The 22,860-nt window shown below is 33.8% G+C and carries 23 protein-coding genes; 7 read left to right on the forward strand and 16 right to left on the reverse strand.

Features of this window, described 5'->3' with window-relative positions:
• The first annotated feature begins 120 nt into the window (after positions 1-120).
• The gene (locus C245_RS0118120; RefSeq protein ID WP_232424384.1) at positions 121-942 is read left to right on the forward strand and encodes a S24 family peptidase; all 822 of its coding nucleotides are present in this window, start codon (positions 121-123) and stop codon (positions 940-942) included.
• Positions 943-1,050: 108 nt separating this feature from the next.
• Here the strand turns inward: C245_RS0118120 and C245_RS0118125 are convergent, their stop codons facing one another.
• From C245_RS0118125 to C245_RS23780, 9 genes are all read right to left on the reverse strand, one after another.
• The gene (locus tag C245_RS0118125) at positions 1,051-1,269 is read right to left on the reverse strand and encodes a hypothetical protein (RefSeq protein ID WP_017498031.1); all 219 of its coding nucleotides are present in this window, start codon (positions 1,267-1,269) and stop codon (positions 1,051-1,053) included.
• Positions 1,270-1,276: 7 nt separating this feature from the next.
• Positions 1,277-2,137 (reverse strand): hypothetical protein, encoded by an 861-nt coding sequence (locus C245_RS0118130; protein WP_017498032.1) that lies wholly within the window; start codon positions 2,135-2,137, stop codon positions 1,277-1,279.
• A gap of 12 nt (positions 2,138-2,149) precedes the next feature.
• Positions 2,150-3,448, reverse strand: coding sequence for a hypothetical protein (locus tag C245_RS0118135; RefSeq protein ID WP_017498033.1), 1,299 nt, complete (start codon positions 3,446-3,448; stop codon positions 2,150-2,152).
• Complete coding sequence (locus tag C245_RS0118140; RefSeq protein WP_017498034.1) at positions 3,441-3,998, reverse strand: DUF6046 domain-containing protein; 558 nt, start codon at positions 3,996-3,998, stop codon at positions 3,441-3,443. The genes C245_RS0118135 and C245_RS0118140 overlap by 8 nt, the downstream gene beginning before the upstream one ends.
• A 14-nt stretch (positions 3,999-4,012) precedes the next feature.
• On the reverse strand, positions 4,013-4,483 hold the full coding sequence (locus C245_RS0118145; RefSeq protein ID WP_017498035.1) for a hypothetical protein: 471 nt from the start codon (positions 4,481-4,483) through the stop codon (positions 4,013-4,015).
• A gap of 27 nt (positions 4,484-4,510) precedes the next feature.
• On the reverse strand, positions 4,511-4,705 hold the full coding sequence (locus C245_RS0118150) for a hypothetical protein (protein WP_017498036.1): 195 nt from the start codon (positions 4,703-4,705) through the stop codon (positions 4,511-4,513).
• 852 nt (positions 4,706-5,557) lie between these two features.
• Positions 5,558-7,600, reverse strand: coding sequence for a hypothetical protein (locus C245_RS0118155; RefSeq protein ID WP_017498037.1), 2,043 nt, complete (start codon positions 7,598-7,600; stop codon positions 5,558-5,560).
• A gap of 237 nt (positions 7,601-7,837) precedes the next feature.
• Positions 7,838-9,241: a hypothetical protein gene (locus C245_RS0118160; RefSeq protein WP_017498038.1), complete on the reverse strand. Its 1,404-nt coding sequence runs from the start codon at positions 9,239-9,241 to the stop codon at positions 7,838-7,840.
• Between the two features lie 92 nt (positions 9,242-9,333).
• Positions 9,334-9,948, reverse strand: coding sequence for a hypothetical protein (locus tag C245_RS23780; protein WP_017498039.1), 615 nt, complete (start codon positions 9,946-9,948; stop codon positions 9,334-9,336).
• A 338-nt stretch (positions 9,949-10,286) separates the two neighbouring features.
• Between C245_RS23780 and C245_RS0118175 the strand changes: the two genes are divergently transcribed.
• The 6 genes from C245_RS0118175 to C245_RS0118200 all read left to right on the forward strand — a co-directional run bounded on the left by C245_RS0118175 (position 10,287) and on the right by C245_RS0118200 (position 16,872).
• The gene (locus C245_RS0118175) at positions 10,287-13,400 is read left to right on the forward strand and encodes a hypothetical protein (RefSeq protein ID WP_017498040.1); all 3,114 of its coding nucleotides are present in this window, start codon (positions 10,287-10,289) and stop codon (positions 13,398-13,400) included.
• On the forward strand, positions 13,355-14,185 hold the full coding sequence (locus tag C245_RS23785) for a M23 family metallopeptidase (RefSeq protein WP_017498041.1): 831 nt from the start codon (positions 13,355-13,357) through the stop codon (positions 14,183-14,185). The genes C245_RS0118175 and C245_RS23785 overlap by 46 nt, the downstream gene beginning before the upstream one ends.
• A gap of 77 nt (positions 14,186-14,262) precedes the next feature.
• Positions 14,263-14,529, forward strand: coding sequence for a hypothetical protein (locus C245_RS0118185; protein ID WP_017498042.1), 267 nt, complete (start codon positions 14,263-14,265; stop codon positions 14,527-14,529).
• The gene (locus C245_RS0118190; protein ID WP_157495905.1) at positions 14,498-14,962 is read left to right on the forward strand and encodes a hypothetical protein; all 465 of its coding nucleotides are present in this window, start codon (positions 14,498-14,500) and stop codon (positions 14,960-14,962) included. The genes C245_RS0118185 and C245_RS0118190 overlap by 32 nt, the downstream gene beginning before the upstream one ends.
• A gap of 169 nt (positions 14,963-15,131) precedes the next feature.
• Positions 15,132-15,863: a hypothetical protein gene (locus C245_RS0118195; protein ID WP_157495906.1), complete on the forward strand. Its 732-nt coding sequence runs from the start codon at positions 15,132-15,134 to the stop codon at positions 15,861-15,863.
• A gap of 25 nt (positions 15,864-15,888) precedes the next feature.
• Positions 15,889-16,872, forward strand: a complete 984-nt coding sequence (locus C245_RS0118200) for a hypothetical protein (protein WP_017498045.1) — start codon at positions 15,889-15,891, stop codon at positions 16,870-16,872.
• A gap of 75 nt (positions 16,873-16,947) precedes the next feature.
• On the opposite strand, the gene C245_RS0118210 is transcribed toward C245_RS0118200, so the two are convergent.
• The 7 genes from C245_RS0118210 to C245_RS24285 all read right to left on the reverse strand — a co-directional run bounded on the left by C245_RS0118210 (position 16,948) and on the right by C245_RS24285 (position 22,849).
• Positions 16,948-17,694, reverse strand: coding sequence for a ThiF family adenylyltransferase (locus C245_RS0118210; protein WP_017498047.1), 747 nt, complete (start codon positions 17,692-17,694; stop codon positions 16,948-16,950).
• A gap of 346 nt (positions 17,695-18,040) precedes the next feature.
• Complete coding sequence (locus C245_RS0118220) at positions 18,041-20,014, reverse strand: thioredoxin family protein (protein ID WP_017498049.1); 1,974 nt, start codon at positions 20,012-20,014, stop codon at positions 18,041-18,043.
• Between the two features lie 48 nt (positions 20,015-20,062).
• Entirely contained in the window at positions 20,063-20,869 is an 807-nt protein-coding gene (locus C245_RS0118225) for a hypothetical protein (RefSeq protein WP_017498050.1), read from the reverse strand.
• A 2-nt stretch (positions 20,870-20,871) separates the two neighbouring features.
• Positions 20,872-21,399, reverse strand: coding sequence for a heavy-metal-associated domain-containing protein (locus C245_RS0118230; RefSeq protein WP_123923531.1), 528 nt, complete (start codon positions 21,397-21,399; stop codon positions 20,872-20,874).
• Between the two features lies 1 nt (position 21,400).
• A complete protein-coding gene (locus tag C245_RS0118235) occupies positions 21,401-21,889 on the reverse strand; it encodes a TlpA disulfide reductase family protein (RefSeq protein ID WP_232424385.1) in 489 nt (162 codons plus the stop codon).
• A gap of 64 nt (positions 21,890-21,953) precedes the next feature.
• On the reverse strand, positions 21,954-22,334 hold the full coding sequence (locus C245_RS0118240; protein ID WP_017498053.1) for a hypothetical protein: 381 nt from the start codon (positions 22,332-22,334) through the stop codon (positions 21,954-21,956).
• A gap of 161 nt (positions 22,335-22,495) precedes the next feature.
• Positions 22,496-22,849 (reverse strand): hypothetical protein, encoded by a 354-nt coding sequence (locus C245_RS24285; RefSeq protein WP_157495907.1) that lies wholly within the window; start codon positions 22,847-22,849, stop codon positions 22,496-22,498.
• Between the last annotated feature and the right edge of the window lie 11 nt (positions 22,850-22,860).

The following is a 22,860-nucleotide window of genomic DNA, read 5'->3' on the forward strand; positions in this document are numbered from 1 at the left end:
TGTCTTTATATTCGGGAGTTATATGAAAAAAAGTTTAAAAAATGCGATTATTCGTTTTATATTATTTAGTTTTGCAACATATAGTGGAATGTGTATGGGTGTTAAAACATATTACATATAATGAGTAAATACAACTACAACATGGAAATACATGCTAAAATAAAACGAATTATAGACGAATTGAAGTTAAACAATAACTCATTCGCAAAGTTAATAGGAGTAACCAGTACTACAATAGATAGTATCACGATTGGAAGATTGCAAGCTGATGGAGAAAGAAAAAGAACAAAACCTGGTTTTGATTTACTCCAAAGTATTATTACCCATTGCAATGTAAATCCGGAGTATTTTTTTGGAGCAAGCGATGAAATTTTTGTTCAGAAAACCAAGGATGCGATTGGCTTAAATTTGCCGAAAATTATAACGGTAAATGAAGACGGAGAGGAAAATATCAATTTTGTTGGCGTTAAAGCACGTGCGGGTTACCTGGACGGTTATTCGGATCCGGAGTATATGGAAACCCTGCCTTCGTTCAGTATGCCAATGTTAAAAAACGGAACCTACAGGTGTTTTGAAATCAAAGGAAATTCGATGTCGACAACCATACACGATGGGGATTATCTTTTTGGGAAATATGTAGATAATTTTGATGACATCTTAGACGGAAGAATTTATGTCATCATCAGTAAGAATGACGGGGTAGTGGTAAAAAGGGTTTTAAACCGAATTAGGGAAAGTGGAAAATTAATCCTTAAATCGGATAACAGAGACGGAAATTACCCGATGTATTCTATTTATGCCGAAGACATTTTGGAGGTTTGGTACGCCAGTATGTATGCGTCTAAACAAATGCCGGATCCTGTTAATATCTATGAAAAAATTCATGATCTCGAAAGCAAATTCTATGAAATGGAAGAGACCTTAAGAAAAAAGCTGAATTAAGATTCTCTGAGAGGGAATTTTATCTTTTTTGCTCATAATTTTGAAATAGAAAAATGCCTCTTACTATAGTTGATGGTAAGAGGCATTTTTCTATTAGTTCGGAACGATTTATGTAATGTATCCAGTTCCGGTTCCGGTTTGTGATAATGCAGAACCAGTTGTTGTTACTGTAGTGGTTACAGTTCCTGATTTTACGAATGTGTCAATTGCGAATGCTAATCGATTGGCAATGTTGTTAATAGAAGTAGAGCTGTTGTCTGTTTTTTTATTCTCTTCAATTAAAAGAGATTTTATTGTTTGTTCTAATTGTGATTTATTTAAGGCCATAATTTTATTATTCTAGAAGTTCTGCAAGGTTATTTTTCATTGTGATAAATTTATCTAGATTGATTGGTGGTCCAGATGGACCTACTGGTGTAGTAACCGTAATTTTGCCAATTTCGTCGATTAGTTCTTCAAGCTTAGACTTTAAACTTTTTTCATTTACAGCAATTTTAAATTTTTTATCCATTTCAAAAGTTAAACTTCCTTTTTTAAATGAAGTTTTGGCATCAGAAATTATAGCTTCAAAACCATCTTTAATGATGACTTTAACTTCCTTATCTTTTACATTAAAAAGCGTACTTCCTTCATTAATGCTGATCTTTTGCTCATTTATATTAAAACTGTTTTTAGAAATTTCTATGCCTTCTGCATTGTAAAAAGAGGTGTTGATGTTTGGCCCCTCAGTTCCACCCGTAAATTTGATTTGGGCCATATTTTTGTATTGAGGTGCCGAAGTTGATGCAGGATCATTTTCTTTTTTTTCTTTGAATAATACTTGAAACTTATCTGCATTACTCTCTATTTCCAGGTATTGGTTTTGTTCGTTTTTGAAGCGTATTAAGGTGCGCTCAATTTCTGAATATTGCGAAATAAATGCTCTGGTTTCAACTCCATCAATAATGGTCGCCAAAATCCAGCTGTCCTTTTTAGGAATGACTATAATTCCCTGTTCTAAATCCTGAATAGAAGCTTTCAATCGTACGTTTTTAAGAATGGCGCCATCGGCACGCATAATGTTTACCGTATAAGCGTCTTCAGGATTGTGAAATGATTCTATTTCATTATTTATTTCGATCACTTTTGCCGCAAAGGTTTCAATAATCTGATTTTTACCGGCAACATCTTTTATTAAATCGGTTATATTTCCCATGATATATTTTTATTAAACTTCTACTCTTCGACCTATATAAACCCTTTGTCGGTAACCATTTTCACCATAACTGCGTTCGACCTTTTCGACCTGAAAGGTTCCGTTTTTTTCTTTATCCTTGGCGTTTTCAAGAATTACTTTATCCGTTGGTCGAACAAACGGCTCTCCAAAAGTGAGAAAGGAACCTTCAAATCCGCTGGGCTTAGATTCCATTGCTCGTAATGCGGCATATTGATACAATTCTGAAGTTACTTTTGTTGCCGTATTTTTGAAAGTGGCAGTATCTTTAGGTAAATCCTCACTATCACTGTGCAATACGTGGGTTTTTATTAATTGTCCATTTGGATCACCTAATTCTATGTAAATCGGAGTGTTCGAATTTTTAAAGTACTTTTCTACTCGTGTGCGGGTATTTTTGGTCGATTCATTCACTACAACTAACTTATCTTCAATAATGTTGTAGCGAAATCTGAAACGTGCTTTCCCTAAAAAGTTCCCGGAAGCGGCTTGAATTGTTTTATTTAGTTGTGTACTCAAAAGCTGAAGTCCCTGATTGATTAGTTTTTTTACAACTGCCCCGGCTAAAGGACTTTGGATAAAATTGCGATCGATAAAACTGCTTAATTCTCCGGTTGTGTGTTTTTGCGGGTTATTGGTGATTGTAAGTACAGGTCGGGCTTCTTCCATTTTAAAGTAGGTGTAGATTCCTTTATCCTTCAGCATTTCGAAAACTTGAGCCAATGTTTGCCCTCTGTTAATCATTAGATTCCCTAAATTTTCGTCAAGAGCATCTATCTTCAATGGAAGATTTAGCGGTTTGATTCTTTTTTCAAGAAATGTTTTTGGATTAAAGTTTTCGACATTGGTGGTTGGATTAGTGGCTACAACATTCAAAGTGTCATTTTTGTCCTGAGCATCGCTATTATCTACTGCTTTTATTTTTTTGAAAGCATACATTAAGTCTTCACAGGTTATAGTAGCATTGGTATCGGATTGTACGCCTGTAATATAACCCCTAAAAGCCGGTTTGTAATCTCCGTCGTATCCTAAAAATATTTCTATGAAATTTTCAACTTTAAAAAAATCATGAATTGTTTTTTGTTCACCGCTTGCATTTGCAAATAAGTTCTGATCAAAGCCTTTGGTATCGGTATATACTTTTTGAGGCATAACAATCGTGGCGGTGTCGGTTAACGATTTGTAAGAGCTATTGATTTCTACGTTTTTGACATAGGTAAATTCATAAAATTTCGGACTGGGGATGAGCCTCACCGTTTCATAAACTTTAATTTTGGCATTTAGTTTAAGCATTGTCTCTGATTATTAGTTCTACAGTTTCGTCTGATGTGGCGCTGGCCGTGAATTTTTGAATATTTTTTGTTCCGGAAATAGAAGGAATAGAGTAGGAGTCTATAACCAGTTCGTAAATACCAAATCGGTTCAGAATGGCATGAGTTACTCTCAGAGCATAGGGAGCATTTAGAAATTGTTTCAACAAGAAAAGTTTCTCTTTTGGATATTCATCTCCACTTTCGTTGGCAATTAGTCCTTCAATCGAAATACTAAAATCACCATTTGTAATATGTTCTTTAATGGTTGAATCTCTGCCTTCTATTCCTTCTTTTCTAATAACTTTTGAGCGATTTAAATTAACTGTTACCGCATCTATACGCAAACCAGGCAGATTGAGATCTTTCTTTACCAGAGGTTCAAAAATTAGGGGAGCAAAGACTCTTAGGTTAAATTCGCCTCCGGTTTTATCGATAATAAAATCTTTCGATTCCGATTCGTTATAGTTAATACCCGTATATTCAGTATCTTTAGAGTCTAAAATTTCGTTTACATTAAAATTGAATTTCATTATTTTTTTAGTTTTTAGTTGGAGAATGTTTTAGCGAAAGCCGTAATAAAGGTGTTTTCGAGTCTTGTTTCGTTGTGTTTCTGCAACCAGAGCGCTTCTTCGATTAGTTTATAAAATTCATCCATCGGTAATTGATAAGGATCTACCTGAAAAGCTTGGCGAATAAGTGCTGCCGATTTCTTGAACTCATCTTTTTGAGGTGTCGCATTGATGGTAAATTCACTGTCTGATCGAATCATTGAGATGATTGAATTTCCAGCAGAAAGCATGAATTCATCCTCATAATTTTCTTTTTCAAGTACACATTCTTTGAACAGAAACAAAATTGCATCATGCGGATCATCATTGTATCGTTTTTGATAAGTAAGAAATGTGGTGAGAGACGGTTTCTTACAATATGCTGTTATAGATTGATCATCAGAGGTAAGTTTTAATACATTACCATATTTTTCTTTTAGTTTTTTGATTGCTGTTTCGTCTAACATTTTTTAGAATTTAAGAATTTTGATGTTTTAAATAGAACTGTCTGTACTTTCTCTTTTCAGGATTTCGGTAAGACTTTCAGTGGTTTGTGACGGATTTAAAGAAGTAATGTTAAAATTTCCAATAATAATGTTGCCTTCGGGTTGCTGCCCCAAAGGGTTTTTAAAATTGCTCATGTCTGGTGCCGAAGGTATTTCTCCTAAATCTCTGGATGTAGAATTCATGATTGATTTGATGTTTAAAGGTTGGTAATACTGTTTAAAATATTCTCAATAGATGAGGTAGCTACTTTCAGGATATTCCCGTAAGTAAGGGGTGTTTTTATATTGATTTTGAGAGTGCTAACCGATTTTATTAGCAGATGTAAAAATAAGGCATTGGGAGCTGGAAAACGAAAAATCTGCTCCTCGTTTTCAGTAGTTTCAGTAGATAGGTTTTGTGGCTAAGGCTTTTATTCTGAGTGTTTTTCTTTAAGCAATTGGAAGAGATTTGCATTCTAATTCAAAAACAAACCGCCAAAAAACAAAAAGTTTACGGCGGTTTGGGGGATTGTTTTTGTACTGCTTAGAAATTAGTTAATGATCTCTGTGTCCAAATGGCCCTTCGGGTGCTGATATAATGAAATCTGGCTAGTATTCGATTTTTTCTCTACTTACCACGATCATTCATATTGATGCTGTTGTTTCTGCTCTTGCGCTTCCTAGAATGTCTAATAGAGTGGAAGGTTTAATAATACTATAATCGAAAAATTGAAGTATGTATAAGACTGAAATGAAATATACGTATTTTCTTCAAAAAAAAGTAACGAATTAGTTTTAGTGTGAGCAGAGTTTAAAAGCTGGTTTAGTAAAAGCAACATTAGAAGACATAACTGTCCTCCAGTGCGGGCTTTGATGCTACAATTAAAATCTATGAGAAGTTTTTAATTATAGTAGGATTATTTTTTAAGTTCCAACTAAGGAAGTACTCTGAGCGTTCGAGATTCACGATTAACCAACATATTCGGTAATAAAGCAGAGTGCTAAGTAGGTATTGATGACGTATAATTAATTGCTTGTACTTTCATGATTTTATAATTAGGTTAATCTTCGGTGCAATGCGCCAGTTGAGCTATTAATATAACCATATCCAACAGACACGCCTCCTGCTGCTGCTTTGGCATCATCTTCATATAGACCTAGTGATGACAAGTCGTATTCGGAAGCTTTTAATGTTCCCGCGATTTTTACAAGTGCAGCACCGTCAGTAGTAGTAGTTTCAACGGTAAAAGCATCATAAATGGCTGAATCGGTGTAGTTTTTTAATCTAAACCTAAACTTATTGACCGATGCCATACCATAAGTCGAAACAGACTCAAAATCAATATATCTGTTTCCTCCGGAAAAAGTTCTTTTCAACGAAAAATTATTTTCCAAATAAGTCCCAAAATCAATCATATTGGCATCTACAGGAGCAAGGACTAATTTTTTAGGACTAAAAGAGCCTATTATAGATAAATTTCTATTAATAATTAAATCTCCGCCAACTGTAACTTTTGAAATTGCATCTGATGCAGTAGTTTCAATGGTAAAAGCATCATAAACGGCTGAATCGGTGTAATTTTTTAATCTAAACCTAAACTTATTGACCGATGCCATTCCATAAGTCGAAACAGACTCAAAATCGATATATCTGTTTCCTCCAGAAAAGGCTCTTTTCAATGAAAAATTATTTTCCAAATAAGTTCCAAAATCAATCAGATCATCATTTACAGGAGCAAGGACTAATTTTTTAGGACTAAAAGAACCTATTATAGATAAATTTCTATTAACAATTAAATCTCCCCCAACGGTAACTTTTGAAACCGCATCTGATGTAGTTGTTTCTATGGTAAAGGCATCATAAACAGCTGAATCAGTATAGTTTTTTAATCTAAACCTAAGCTTATTGACCGATGTTGTTCCGTAAGCCGAAACAGATTCAAAATCGATATATCTGTTTCCTCCGGAAAAAATCCTTTTTAATGTAAACGCATTTTGTGCATAATTCCCAAAATCAATCATATCACCATCAATAGGTGATAATGTTAGTTTATTAACAATACCGCTTGAATTACCGTAAACCGCCCATGTATCTGTGCCTATTTTTTCAACAATAAAAGTGTCACCATAAGTATAGACAAGATTCTTTTGAACAAAAGTTATTCCGGCTCCCGCAACGGTAACAGTCCCTGCGCCTTGCACTGTATAAGAAAACCTTGCTCCAACAGGTACAGCTACAGCAGCATTGGTTGGAACTGTAAATGCAACAGGATTGGTGTTCGTGAATATATTTTTAGTTTTGTAGTCCGTTAAACCAATAGTGTAAGATATTCCTGGAATACTATTAATACTGAGTACCCATAAATTAAACTTCGAAATTGTCCAGTCATAAACCGCCTTTACACTTCCATGTTTTGTGGTAGATGCTTTGTCCGCTTCAATGTCTTGAGATTTGTTAGAAACATTCTCTTTCAACAAATCTAGTTGTTTTCCCATCTCAGCCGTAAGCGACTTGGTAACACCACCCGTTGTAAGGTCATTTACCAAAATAGTTGATAAATAAGTTTGAATATTTTCAATAGAATCAACGATTTCCTGTACGGTGTCTAAATTCACATTGTCAGAAGTCAAAAGTGTATTTATTGCAGTAATTTGAATTTTTAACTGCTTACCTTGCTCAGCTGTTAATGCCTTGGTTGTTCCGCCAGTTGTAAGGTCATTTATAAGTAAAGTACTCAATGAGGTATTAATTGTATTGACTTGGTTTTGCAAAATTTTTCCCTGTTCTGCTGTTAGTACAGCATCACTTCCGCCGGTCACGAGATCGTTGACCACATTCAAATAACTAGTTAGAACTTTAGAAAAGTTGTCTAGTGGTGCAAAGCCCCCTGCAACACCTTTTTGATTTTTATCTTCTTTAGTATCTAATAATGATTTTTCTGCTTTCTCATTTAAGATCGACTCAATTGATTCAATTGATGTAATTGGGATTTTTTCCTCTTTATGCCAAAAGCTTTGCCAGGAATCCCAAAATTCTTTTTGAGTTGGTTTTTTGCCGGTTTTGAACCAGCTTAGAATGGTATTGATATTTGTGGCCATAGTGTGTTTGAGTTGATTGTGAAATTAGATTGTAAATGTTTAGAAAATGAATATCTCACTGTATTGAATATGCTGGAATCAGAGAATAATTTAGAGGGATAGAAACAAGGAAATAAACCTTCTTTTTTTTAACAGTTTCAACAGAAAATGTTGTGTTTTGAAAAAGACGTTACCTCGTAATTACTGCGATTTTGGTTTGTTCCTATATTAAAATTTTAAAGTTACTTAGTGGGGATATTAAACAATTGAGGCGGTAATTTGCAACCAGCCAGCTGACGTATTTTCGTAGATCAAAGCTCCGCTTGAAATGGAATTGCAATGGACGCGAAAGCCCGGAATCGCATCAGGGTAGGAATTATCGAGTTCCGTCAAAGAGAGATTTATTGTTGTTGGGTTGTACGTAGCCAAATCTTCTCGGTACATTAGATTGTAATTTCCGGATGCTTTGTTTGGAAACTTTACATTTAAGTTACCGTCTTTCAAGTTTCTCAGACTTAAGTTGAGAGATTTTCTTCCACCATCCCATTCGAATTTTAAATTGCCATTTGCCAATAATAATACTTCCTCATTGTTGTTGTATGTCTGCACTAAAGCTGTAGGCGATATTGATCCGAAGTGATTTCCTTCCTTAAAATCTATAGTTCCACCTGCTACTCTTGTGTTTGATGTTAAACCTTCTGAATCGAGGGTAAATTCACCAGTTGCTCTACCTTGGTTGTCAATCACTGTTTGCAAATTAATTGGCAAATTGATATTACCAGTGATAGGATCTGGAGTTATTGAATTAACGGATACTGGTATTACTTGTTTAACCCCACCCCCATTTACAGGACTAGTTGCATTTGTATACGTTGTTCCGGTTCCATCATAGGTGGGTGAAAATATTAGTCCTCCGGGCTCTATGGAATTCACAAGCTTTATTTTATCACTGTTTGCTTCAAATCTTGAGTGATCTTCATTATTTTCAATAGTGTTACCTGTAACATCCATCTGATTAGTGAACGGATTTGAATTCATACTTATGTTCCCGTTGAAAATAGATAACCTAGGAAAGGAGATTACAGAGCGTGAGTTTAAAATATTTCCGTTATCCAGAGTTTGTTGCAATGTCTGTGGTATATCAGCTAGCGTAGCGATTGTATGATCTCCTACTTTATTTGGAATGGTCAATACAGAGTTTCCTGTATAATTATTTTGATCTTGAAATTTTAAGGTAGTATGCCAAAAATCACTAAAAGATCTTACTTCATATGAAGTAGGATTAAAAGGAGATCCTAAAGACCAACCTGTACCTGATATCGTATTTTTAACTCCGAGAGTTAAACTACCTAATATTGCATGAATTTGTGATTCTGTACTAGGATTGGTATTCCTGACGGAAAAACCTCCATTTGATATCCCTACACCTATATCTATAATAGCACCTGGAGTACTAAAGTGATAGTCTCCACCATTATCTAAAACTTGTTGCAAGGTTTGAGTAGAACCATTAGAAAATTGACTTCTGGGAACATGTTTAACTATTTTGTCAGCTCCGCGTACAAGAACACTATCTAATTTATCTTCACTTTGAGGGACAGAATTAAGTTGTAAAGGTTTGCTGATATGGTGTTTTGATTCTTTAGGATTTGTATTTTTCATTTAGTTAAATTTATTTTTGAATAACTTTTTAAGTAATAATTGTTACCAATCTTTATGATGGTAAGAAAACAGTATTATTATTTCATAGCGTTTTATTCTCGGTCTTCGAAGTATGGGAGTATAAATTCTTCTGAATCTTCCAAACTACCAGTAGTATCTATTAATTTAATGATAGTACCGGAATCAAGTCCAAGCCATGATTGTGGATATGTACCATGAAACATTCCATTGGAGAATTCGAGTTCTTTCGGTCTTTTATACTTAAGTGTAATTCCGTCATAAACACCATGACTGTGAGATCTTAAGAATACTTCATTATTAAGTTCGTAAGTCATAGTGTGATCGTTAGTATTGTAAGATAGAATTCTACCTACGATATTGTTTGATTTCGTAAAACTGCTCATCAAACTCGTATCTCCACCATAATAGGTTGCTTCGCAAAGGAAATTTCCTTCGCAATATCCTATAACACTATCACCGATTTCTAATTCATCAGCTGTATTAGGATTAACTTTAAAAATGATAAATCCTCCAGATGGAACTATTTTAGATCCGGTTAATAATTCGTCAATCCCTTCAACATCCTTTACAGGAACTTTTTCGTCTTTATGACGAAAAGAATCCCAAGTGTCCCAGAATTGAGTTTGTGTTGGTTTTAAACCGGTTTTGAACCAGCTTTTAATAGTGTTTAATGTTTGTAAAGCCATGTTTTTTCCTTTTTAATGATATAAGTAAGATTGATCTAAGAAGTTTTTCAAGCTTTTCTTATCTGGTATTTTGGGTCTTTTTTCCATGTTTTTTAATAATGTTTGATGGGATTGTGGGTAAATTTTAAAGTTTTGAATACCTATAGAAAATAGGATTACTTAATTTTTTTGAGGGTGTAAAAGTAGAACAGAAGAATACTAAAAAAAGAAAAAATAACCTTCTCTATTCAGTAGTTTCAGTAGAATGTAAACTTGCTGAAACTACTGAATACAAGTGTCTTGAAGTTTTAAAAAGATAAACTAGGAAATTACTTTTACACTCAGAAAAATAGCTACCAATGAGTAAAAATGTAATTCACAACTTCGATATTTTAATACAAGACAGCGCTGATGTTAAAAGTGCTGAACATCTAACCAATGTTATGATAAAAGAGCTGGCAAAAATTTCAAAAGAAATGAGTCAGCAAAAGGATATAGAACAATTATGGCAGGAGCAGAAGAGCCAAAATACTGCTGTCAACAACTCTAATTTCTCAGCCGAAGGGGGCGTGAACGATACAATTGTTAAAGCAGGAAATAACACAGCATTATCGGTAAACAATACTCCTTTGGTTTTCGGAGAAACGAGGCAAACTTTTAATACTTCAATCGGAGAAGACGTTGCTGATACTATCGACAGCACAATGATGAGTGCTGTCCTATCAGTGAACACTACTTCTCCGATACTCGGAGTTGAAGAGGATGCTTTAAATTTAAGTAAAGGTGTAACGAATCAGATTTATTCTGGTGTTGAGGCACTGCAAATGCTGACGATACCAGAAAAACTGCAGCCAAACGGTGAGCCAACTCTGGAAGCTGTTAATGAAGCAATCAGAAAAAAATTAGAACTGGCCACTACTGCAAATGACACGGCAGCAGTAGAATATTGGACCAGAATTTCTAAGGCTTTTGATGAAGGAGCGTCTGTACAGGATTTTGAAGGTAAACCAAATCATGCATTATTTACAGAAATGTACGCCGCTCTAAAACAACTGAATTCCGTAGCGACAACCCAAAATTTTAATTGGGAAATCGTTCGTGAAAAAATGATTAAAGCAATTGATGCCAATATATTGTTTGGGAAAATTTCTGAAGGAAGTAAAAAACGCTGGAAAATAATCCAACAAGAATTACAGAAAGACAGCACCAATGTGGCTAATCTTTTTGAACAATATAATGAACTGTTTTTATTGCTAGGACAAGTAGAGGGACTGGATGACCTGCCTGGTACAATTACTATAACCACTAAAACCAAAATTTATCCTAATTTAAGCGCAGATAGACTTTATGGCAAGATTGGAAGAGAGGCTGTCTATGTATTCTTAAAAGAAATAAGTTATGAAGATGTTCAGGGAAATGCCGTAAAAAGAGGAGCGGTCAAAATAAAAAATACAGCGGCTTCTTCCTTTATTGTAGGAGAAACTTTGGAGTTTTTCCTTGACGAAACCCTGATCGTTCAAAATGGAAATAAAAACGAAGGTATTAACTGGATTGTTTACAAAAAGAAGAAAGGTAAAAAATACGAAGAAACTATTTTTGAAGATGAAGGGATATCCTTTAGTTATAATTTTGATACAGAAGGTGTTTTTATAATTGAAGCTTATGGGTATGAGCATGGAGCAAACAATAAGAAAAGTAAAAAGTCATTTGCGTTTGTAGAAATAAAAATAGTGACCCAGGAGCTTGTAATTACTCCACCGATAACGATCAAAGACAAATTTATCAGACCACTTGCTGAAGAACAAATATTTAAAATTTCTCTGTCAAATCCTGAATTAAGTACATTGCAACCGTTAAAGCTTTACTATCAAATAGAAATAAAAAACAGTAAATCAGAAACTAAAACTTCTGATTTGACGGAATTGGATTCAACCTCGGAGATTAAACTTTCGCTATCTGATTTCGCCGAATATAAGATTATAGTAAGCAGTAAAGATCAATACGGACTTTATAAAGAATTTGCAGTTGAAACCATTAAGAATTATGTCAGCAGCGTAATTGCTACTAAAGAGAACGGAACTCCTTCAAAAGCGATTTATTTTATGAATGAGGCCGGTACAAAAGTTTTCTTTAAAATTAAGTCTTTTAAAATTGAACCCGCTACAAAAGAGGAGAGAGAGAATGTCAAATGGCTGGTTTATGATCAGAATAGTAAAATCTATGTGCCGGACGGTATGAAAATACTAAATGAGAGTAATGATATCAAAAGGCCATACTTCAAAAAAGGAGAAACCTTTGAATTTCCGGTTCCTAAAAAGGAGGGAGATTTTACAGTTGAAGCTTATAGTAATAATAAAGATGGAATTAAAACATTATCAGGTAGCGTCATAACAGTAAGACATCCGAAAATAACAGAAGCTTATTGGGCGTATAACAATGGTGATAAAAAGAAAGTTTCAGGTTTTTCGGGAGAAATTAATCATGTGAGAGGTATTATTTCGAATTATGATAATCAGCCTGTAAGAATTAGTGTCTTTCTGAATGATAGCAAAATTGCGAATTTTTATAACGATACTAAAACAAATTCAAGAGGCGAAATAGATCAAACATTTGATTTTAATTTAGGCTTGCAACAGTATTTAAGAATTAAAAACGGGCAAAGTGCCAAAATTAGATTTGAACTCAATGGAATACAAAACGAAGAAGTATTTTCATTTAAAACAAATACCAATGTTTATAAAGACGCAGCACTGGATGTTACAGCAGCTGTAAGAATTACTGATCTTTATTTTGAGTACGAAAACAGCCGTGTAAATCTGTTAACTCCGGTTCCTTTTGGTGCAAAGGTAAAAGGAGTGATTAAAACTCTAAATAAAGCCGGTCAGGAGGTAGTATTAAAAATTTATAAAAATACTAGTGATATAATACATACTGCAAAAGTGAAGGTGAACAACGAGGGAGTTGTTATTATTAATTTCACTTTAAAAGAAGAATGGAATATTATAAATCCATTGACAGGTATGATGGATACATTTTATTTAGGAATGGAAGGAATTGAAACCAGGCTTTCTTTGGAGAATGGAATGAATGCGGTTGTTGATAATAACATAGAGTCTTCTGATGCAGTAGGAATTGATGAAAATGATCCGCAATTGATTTGGGGAGCAAAAGTGAGTAAGGAGTTTAGAGTAAAAGTGTTTCAAATTTGTAAGCGTCTCTGGCCTAAAAAAACATTGGAAATGGCAAATGGTTTAATGGCAGTAATGAATAGAGAAACTGGAGGGACTTTTGCACCGCATCAAATAGAAGGTAAAACATTAATTCCTAAAGAGAAATTAACTAGAAATTCGTTTGATAAATATATAAAAGGGAAAAATATTCAAGTGCAGTTGGACTTATTCAATTTACACAGGATGCACTTACAAGTATGGGAGAATATACAGGTGGGGGACTTGACGTGCTTAATGAATTGAAACTTAAGTATGCTAAAATGACTCAATTAGATCAATTGAGTAAAGTTGAAGATTATATGAAAAAGGTAAAAACTTTACCTGTAATACCAGAAGATATTTACATGGCTGTTTTTGCCCCTGCTTATTTGGGATTAGAACTAGATAAAACAATATATCAATTAGGGACAACAGCTTATGGTACAAATGCAAGTTTAGATGTTGATAAAACTAAAAATGGAATACAAATCAAGGAATTAATTACAGAATACTACGAAAGTTTACATAATGGGGAATATGGCAGAAATATTTGGAGAAATCCATTGGATCGAATGGAATTAAGAGGGTGGTATAAATCTGGTTGGTTATTAAATGAAAGTAAGTATTTGCTCAACACAAAATATAGGAATAAAGGTAAGCATTTGGGATTAGATCTTTTTACGCCCGTCGATATTCCTGTTTATGCTTGTATTGATGGAATAGTATTAATTTTAGATCCAGTTTATTCGCAAACTTTTGGTTTACATGTCAGAATAGAAGGTTATTATAATGAAAAAAAATATAATTTCTTTTATGCTCATTTAAGTAAAATAGTAGTAAAGAACAATCAGAAAGTGAAAGCAGGAACTTTGCTTGGTTTTACAGGTCAGACAGGTGAAGCAGAAGGTCAACCAGCGGCATTTAATCATTTACATTTTGAAGTTAGAAGCTCAAGAGCTAATCGAGGTGCAGCATTAGATCCATTTGAGGAAATAATTGATTTAAAAAACAATGTTAACACAAATCCGGTAAAAGAAAATCAGAAATAACAATGAAATTATTCGAAATAAATTCGGGCAAATAGAAATATAATAATAGTATATTCGTAAATAAATAATCAAAATATATGAAAAAAATAGTTTTATTTATCGTTGTCATATTATTATCCTGTGGTAAAAAAAATGAAAAAGAATATACAGAATCTTCTGATAAATATCATACTCTAAAAAAGGATAGCTTAGCAGAATCTTTGAAATCAAATAATAAGAAAAACGGAGATTTTAAAATAGGTGAGCTACTTAATGATTCAGATTTAAACATAGCAGGAATATATGCTAATTATGGTAGCGGTAAATATAAATTTGAACAAGAATACCCTGATTTTTTTAATTGATTCAACCTTAACAGAAGATAGGAGATATCAAAGTATCTTGAATTTAGAGAGGGAAACAATAAAGGATGAAAATGTAATTAGAATGAAAGACTTTGGAGTATTAAATATTAATAATCAAGGAAATTTATTAAAAATCCTTTTAAAAAAAGAGAAAATTGACAAATGGAAAGTAATAGATATATTAAGTATTGGTAAAGCAATAAATAAGGATATGAACCAATATGAGATGGAGGGGAATAAATGTTTATCCTTTACTTGTTACAATAATAAAAAAGATCAATATTTTGGGGTTGTAATCAATAAAATAACAGCATCAGGGAAATATGAAAAAGTGCTCAAGGCATTTAAATTCGACTTGGTAAAAGAAAAAATTATTGAAGTTGATTTAAAAAAGGAAAAAGTGGATTGTTTTCCAGAAATAGGTGATGAATAGAGTATGATAAACTTTAAATCTATTGGATCTAAAAGCTACCTCTAGCAGGTAGCTTTTGTTTTTTCATATAAATTGAAAAACAGTGTTATTTATAAACTCCCAGTGCTTTATTAGACTGACTAAGGAGTAGAATTTTAAATTACTATTTTTGAGAAAAAAGATAAAAAAAATGAAAATAATGATATGCCTATTTCTGTCTTTCTTCATGTTTTCCTGTAAAGATAAAGAAAATGAAAAAGTTAGAAATGAACTTAAATTAATTAAACCACAGGAAGTTGTAATAAGTAAAGAATTAAGAGGTCTAATTCCTGATGTATATGAAAATATTGTTACAGAAACTATTGATTTTGATAATGACTCAAAGAAAGATTTCATTTGTACAGTATATGATTCAAAAAGAGATATAAATATAGAATATTGGATTACTTCCAATTATAAATTATTCTTAGTCAACGAGTTTTATGGTAGTATTAATTATAAATTTTTCATTAATCTGGACAAGGATCATATATTGGAATTGTTTAGATCTTTAGGAGAGGAAGATGGGGTCGACTATGCTTTTTATGACATTAAAAATAAAAAATTGGAGCCTCTTCTTTATTTCACTCCAATTTTAATTGACAAGGAGAGACCAAATAATTATTTTCATGGATATCCATGGGATATTTCAGAAATAGTTGTTTCTGATCATAAATTGCTTTCGTCTGTTGCTAATAATATAGAAATTGATGGAAATGTTTTAGTTCCTGAAAATCAGAAATTTTTGCCGGTTATTTTCTTTAAAGGTAAAACAACTCAGCCAGAAATTAAATATGATAAGAAAATTAAAAAGGAATATTTTTCGTTGGAAAAAATTATAAATACTGTTAATAAGGTAAGTGAGAGGCAAAATTTTAATTGATAAAAAGATAGTTTAATTATAGAATATGCGAAATTGTACAAAACTATTGGCTTTGCTATTAGGAGTGATATTAATTAGTTGTAAGCAAGAATCTAAAACTGTTTCCAGTAAGAATGAGGTAAAGAGCGAAAAACTCGATAAAAAAGGATTGTCTAATAATGGAGAATCTGATTTCAAAGTTGCGCCTGTCAATTTTTTAGAAGAAAAATACAAGGTAAATGGGTATTATCTTCAGGATCATAGTCCAACGTTCCCTGTTTATTTTTTTGATCTTGAAGATTTGGGTTTTTTTGATGTGAATTACATTGGGAAATCAAGCTTGATTCAGGATTATTGGTCTGTTTATAATAAGAAAGGTTTTTTTTCGGAATTTAAAAATATCGATAGAAGCTCTGAAACTTCAAAAGAGATAAATGATAAAGTAAGTCAAATTTTAAAACAGAAATTAAATGAGTATTACATTGTTGCTAGTTTCTTACCTAAAGAGGCGGTCTCAAAATACTACAAGGACGGATCAGGAGATTTTGATTTAAAAGAGAATGCCTGTACTTATTTTTATATTCATGAAAATAATAAATGGGTTTTTCTAAAAAAGCTTTTAACAAATAAAATAACCAAAGAGGGAATTGATTTATATACGGAATTGTTGTTGCCCTACAAATTAAAAAACCTTAAAGCAATTGATGAAAATTATCAGGGTAATTTTTCGGCAACTGTTGAGGAGGAATTAACAACCGAAGGCACGGGGCATTCAACATACAATTTTATAATAAGCGAGGATAAAATTTCATTAAAGTTAGATTCCTTTTATGGGCAGTCAATTTGCGAAGGGGATTATAAGGGAATAGAAGAAAATAATGTTTTGGAATTATATTACAATGGAAATGATGATCGATGTATAAAATTAGATCCTACTTATTTAATAAAAAAAGAGGGAAATAAGTACTTCATCAAAGGAGTGGGAGGTGAAGGAACCTTTCACGAATGGATAAAACTGGACAAGAAATAAAATATGTTTTAAGATTTTATAAAGCTGCCCTAATCGGCAGCTTTATTTTTTCAGAGATGAAATCTTTTAAATTCCTTATTTAAGCGAAGTCAAATAAAACTCCGGGAATGTTTTTACGGGGGCGTTGGTGGCAATATCAAATGCAATGTGGGTGCACATTCCCGCTACCAGCCATGAGGCAATAGGGAGTTGGGGAGGAGACAGGTTTTTGTTTTCTTTTTTGTATTTGTCCAGAATTTCTTCCAGCCATTTTTGTGGATTTTCCCAGTATCTCATGTATTCTAAAACATAGTCAACTACATTCACTTCGCTAAATTTTTCATCTGGTTTCTTTAAAACTTCTAAACCTTCATCATCGGAAATGACTAAGACCAATGCGCCCCATCCGAGGTTGTAAGGATGTAAAACCGGAATGTTTTTTTGCTGACAAATGGAATCGAACAAAAGAGGAACATCAGAAGTAAAATCCAGAGCGTTAATAGCAATTTTATGATCGGTAATGTAATCGCCAACATTCTCGGGTGTTAAAAAACAATTGTGAATCGTGATTTTTGCCTGACTGTTGATAGCCAGTAATCGTTCTTTAAGTGCCTCTACTTTGGGTTGTGCAATATTGTGTTCGGTATAATTTTGTCGGTTTAAATTGGACAATTCGACAACATCACCATCGATGATGGTCAGGGTTTCAAAACCTAATCGCAATAAACATTCAGCAATAGCACTTCCGATACCTGCTCCGCCTAATAATATCGGAGTATTTTTTATTAATTCCTGCTCTTCCGGGCTGATGTAAAGCCTATTTCTGATATGCCTTTGTTCCATATTTATTTTTTAGAAGTTAAAAATTTGTTCTTTTGACAGAGATAAAAGGGAGTAACAGGAATCCTTAGAGTTTATCAAAACTGTTAATTTATCAATCTGCATCAAAGCTAAAGTATCGAAAATAATATTAATATTGAAGCATAAAAATTTAATAATTATGATTTTAAAATGTGTTCGTGCACTATAGCTTCGCGAGGGAAATTGTCATAAAATTTCTGTTTCAGAGTTTGATGATCTGTAATAATAAAAAAAGGAGATACCTGAATATCTCCCTTTGTTGTGGTCGTAATCGGACCACGATTGTGCACAACGTTTAAAAAATGCACAGATGTAAAAAATGGTATTTTTATTTTTGAAACTTAGCAATACCGGATTTCAGCCATTGCTCATATTCAGTGATGTCAGGAGTATATCCAGTAGGTTTGCTCAGCTTTTGCTCTTTCGTATCTAATAAAATATAGTACGGCTGCGCATTTGCTTTGTAACGGGTAATTTGAAAATCGCTCCATTTATTTCCAATGGTTGTGATCTTTTTCCCCGTTTCTTTAGAGACATATTGTTCTTCAAGAGGTAATTCTCTTTTGTCGTCAACATATAAAGAAATTAAAACGACATCATTGTTTAAGATGGATAAAATACGAGGATCAGACCATACATAATCTTCCATTTTTCGGCAATTCACACAGGCAAATCCCGTAAAATCTAAAAGAATAGGTTTGTTTACACTTTTGGCGTAGGCAAGCCCTTTTTCATAATCCGTGAAAGCCATGATGTCATGAGGGCCTTTGTGTGCTCCGACTGGTAATGCTTTCTCAACTGATGAGGTATTTTTTCCAGCCCCACCCACGCCATAAGGAGATTCGCTATACGTCATTGGAGGAGGGAAACCACTAATTAATTTCAAGGGAGCACCCCACAATCCGGGGATCAGATAAATGGTAAATGTCAATACGATTAATCCAACTCCTAAACGGCCCACCGAAATGGATGACGTTGGAGAATCATGCGGCAAGGTTATTTTTCCGAATAAATAGAAAGCCAGCGTACCAAATATAGCGATCCAAATGGCCAGGAAGATTTCTCTTTCAAACCAGTGCAGCTGTAGCACTAAATCGGCATTAGATAAAAATTTAAAGGCTAAAGCCAATTCCAGAAAGCCCAGAAACACTTTTACGGTATTGAGCCAGCCACCAGATTTTGGCAATGTATTTAACCAGCCCGGGAACATGGCAAAAAGCATAAAAGGCAATGCCAAAGCCGATGAGAAACCTAACATGCCCACAATCGGTGCAATTCCGCCTTTAGAAGCTGCTTCAACCAGTAGAGTTCCTATAATGGGTCCCGTGCAGGAAAAAGAAACAATGGCCAAAGCCAATGCCATAAATACAATTCCAATGATTCCGCCTTTATCTGCCTGCTGATCTACTTTATTGGCCCATGAATTGGGTAACATGATTTCGAATGCACCTAGGAAAGAGGCTGCGAACACAATCAGTAAGATAAAAAAGATAATATTAAACCAGACATTGGTAGATAAGGCGTTTAAGGCATCTGCACCAAAAATAAGTGTAATTACCGATCCCAGAAATACATAGATTAGGATGATTGAAATGCCATAAATAATAGCATTTTTAATTCCTTTAGCTTTCGTTTTACTTTGTTTGGTAAAGAAACTTACCGTCATGGGAATCATCGGAAACACACAAGGGGTAAGCAGTGCGGCAAAACCGGATAAGAACGCAATAATAAAAATCATGTACAAACTGGAATCCGTTTTTTCAGATTCCGGTTGTTTTTCTATAGTGGAATTTGGTGTTGTTTTCTCCGTTTTGTCGTTTGTAATGTCAGCTGCCTGAATTTCTTTCGCTTCAAGCGTTTTGAGATTGAATTCAAAGTACTTGGTTTCGCTAATACAATTCTCTTTACATACCTGATAAGAAAGCTCTACCTGTATGACTTCTTTTTTCGGATTGGTCTGCTTGATTAATTGAGTAAACACAGCTTTGTCCGAAAAGAAAATTTCATCTACACCAAAGATTTCATTAAACTTTCGGTGGGTTTCACTTTCGGTTGCTTTTCCAATAAGTTCATAATTGTTTTTGGAATCATGAAAAAGGAATTCAGCCGGAAGCGGACCATCTTCGGGAGTGAATTGCGAATAGACATGCCAGTCTTTTTCAATAGCTCCTTTAAAAGAAAGTTGATATTCCGAGTTGGATTTTTTCTCGATCGAAGCTTCCCATTTCACAGGATTTATGATCTGCGCCTGAACTTTTGCAAAAGCAAAGAACAGGAATAATAAATAAATTATTTTTTTCATTTTATAGGTTTAATCAGAACGATTTGTTCCGGTTGTAATGGGATTTATTTACTTCGTTACATTGAAAAAAGTATATTCCAGTTTCAGAAAAATACCATCGGTTGCCATACGCTGCATAGAGCTGTACAACTCTTTTTTGTAAGCTAAGTCAATTCTCGCCTGACTGTTGATGATAAACTGAATCGAAGGAACTACATCCAGGTACGATCTGCCATTTTCGGTAATGGTTTGTCCGGTAAACTCCAACATTGCATTAATGTTCGTCTGTTTGTAACTGGTGTATTTTTTAGGATGCATTAATTTACCCACAGAGAAGGTATAATTTATGGCATTTTTACCCAGCATATCCGGAAAGCTGTAATCGGCATTGTTAAGAGCACGCACATAGCTTACGGAAGAACTTATAGCTACTTTATGAAGCAACTGTGTGGCAACCAAACCAGCTTCGTAGCCTGAATTTCCGTTTGCCAGATCTATAGCTTCCTGATTAAAGTAAGAGTTATTGTAACTGTATCGTCCAAAGGCAGCCATCCTGAAATGACTTTGTAAATCATCTGCCGAAAAGAATCGATACTTGGCATAAAATCCACCGCCTTTAAGGCCCAGTCCATTGTCCTGATTGCTTAAAAAAGCTGAGGTACGAACCATCAGGTTTTTATTGATACCCCAGGTAACTTCCGGGGTTAAATTATACATGGAACCGCTTTCGAGTTTCTTTTCCATTAAGGATTGTCCAACACGAACTCCGATAGAACCCGCCGGAGCATTACTGGCAGGTTCGGTTACTACAAATAATTCTTGTGCTTCAATTTGATAAGAAACAAGGAATAAGAAGATTATGGATAAATATCTCATTTTTAAAGGGCTTTTAAATAGTAATCATTCTCATTTTCCGTCGCGTAATCAGGATATTTTGAGTACGACTTAAGCAGTTTTTTATACTCTTTCTGCGTTACAAAACCTTTGTCTAAAACTCTGTACTTCCCTTCGGCATGTGCTACAGGTTTTTTAATATCGATAAAAGTGTAAGTAGCATCATCGATTTTAAGAGTGGTATTGTCCTCAATTTTGTCTACATGAAATTTTGCTGTTAAAACTAGTGACCCAACAAAAAAACCGGCTTTTTCAACTGCTTTTTTCAGGACTTTAGGCTCCAATGAATTGTCTTTTTTAAAATAAACGGTAAACGTATTGGTATTTAAATCGGTACTGATACTGTCTACTTCTGTAAAAGCTTTTAACTGTTTGTTTATGGCATTCGAGCACATCGAACAGGTTAATCCTGTTGCAATTATTTCGGCTTTTGTAATCTGAGAATAGGAGTTTACACCCGTTAATAATAGAATAAGTGTAAGAGCTATGAATTTTATATTTAGAGTTTTCATCTTATTTTTTGTTTTTTTTAATTTGAGCAATTATTTGAGCTTCTGTTGGATTGATGGCAACTAGTTTTCCTGATGCATCAAAAAGAAAAGCAGAAGGCAGCGCTTCAACTCCGAAAGTCAGAGCTGTTTTGGCTTCAAAGCCTTTTGGATCAATTAATTGCTGGTGTTTCATTTTGTCTTTTTCAATGGCTTTCAACCATTTTGTTTTGTCGTTATCGATTGATATTCCAACGATTTCAAAATTCTGATCTTTATATTGATTGTACATTTTAACCAGTTTTTTGTTGGCCAGTCGACAAGGAGCACACCAGGATGCCCAGAAGTCTACTAAAACCGTTTTTCCTTTAAAAGAATTTAGTTTGGTTGTAGTATTCTTATTATTTTGAAGCTGAACATACGGAAAACTATCTCCCACTTTTATTTGTGCATTTGTCATAGAAACAGCTGCTACAAGGGTGAATAGTGTGATTATATTTTTTATTTTGAACATGATTTCTTTTTTTATGTTTGCTCGCAATTGGTTTTAAATAAAAAGGTTACGAACAAAATGGTTTTTAATGATGCGACGATGAAGTACTTTGTTTTTTATCGCTTGGTTCTCTGTCGTATTGACAGCATCCGTGTAGTTCGTCATAAACCGCATTTGGAGCCTTAAATTTTTCATTATCGTATCCGGCATCAGCGATGCGTTTTAGAATGGCATCAAGATTCGTTTTTTGAGCATCGTAAGTAATAGTAGCGATTTTGGTGTCTTCGTTCCAGATTACTTTGGCTTCTTTATTAACGTTTGCGGCAGTTTCGATCACTTTTTTGCACATGCTGCAGTTACCGTTTACTTTTACTTTTTCAGTGGTTTTATTTTTAATTTGAGCGCTGACGAAAGTAACTGATAGCAATAGAGACATTGCCATCAATAATTTTGTTATTGAGTTCATTGTATGTAATTTTTTTTGGATGAATTAATCCTAAAGCAAAGCAGAAACTATAGCAAATACAGCTATCTCTGACAATAGATTAAGATTAAAAAATAGTTTTGAATTAAAGCCTTAAAAAAGACTTTTGGATAAGACAGACCTTTGGCCGTCACAAAAGAAATCTAGCTTATTTTAGGGGGAAGCCAGATCGAACGGAAATCTGAAGAAATAAAGATTTCTGAATAAAAGTAAGTTTGTTTTTTCTCAGAAAAACCAAAAAGAGAATGGTTTTCTACCTGAAAGATTGTCATTGGCGAAAAACCACAGCTACTGGTTGGCGTACAGGAATTCCCCATGCAGCTCTTATCACAGCCATGTTTTTTGTCTTTCGAATCTTTTTTGCTGCAACAATCTTTTGCTGCAGATTCTTTTTTGCAACATGACATTTCTTTTTTTGTTCCATGTGCATACGTAAACGTTGGTCCCATCAGGAAACCAAGTGTAACGAATAGCAATATGTAAAACTTTTTTGTCATAGTCGATGACA

Source organism: Flavobacterium sp. WG21 (assembly GCF_000335775.1).
Taxonomy (GTDB): domain Bacteria; phylum Bacteroidota; class Bacteroidia; order Flavobacteriales; family Flavobacteriaceae; genus Flavobacterium; species Flavobacterium tructae.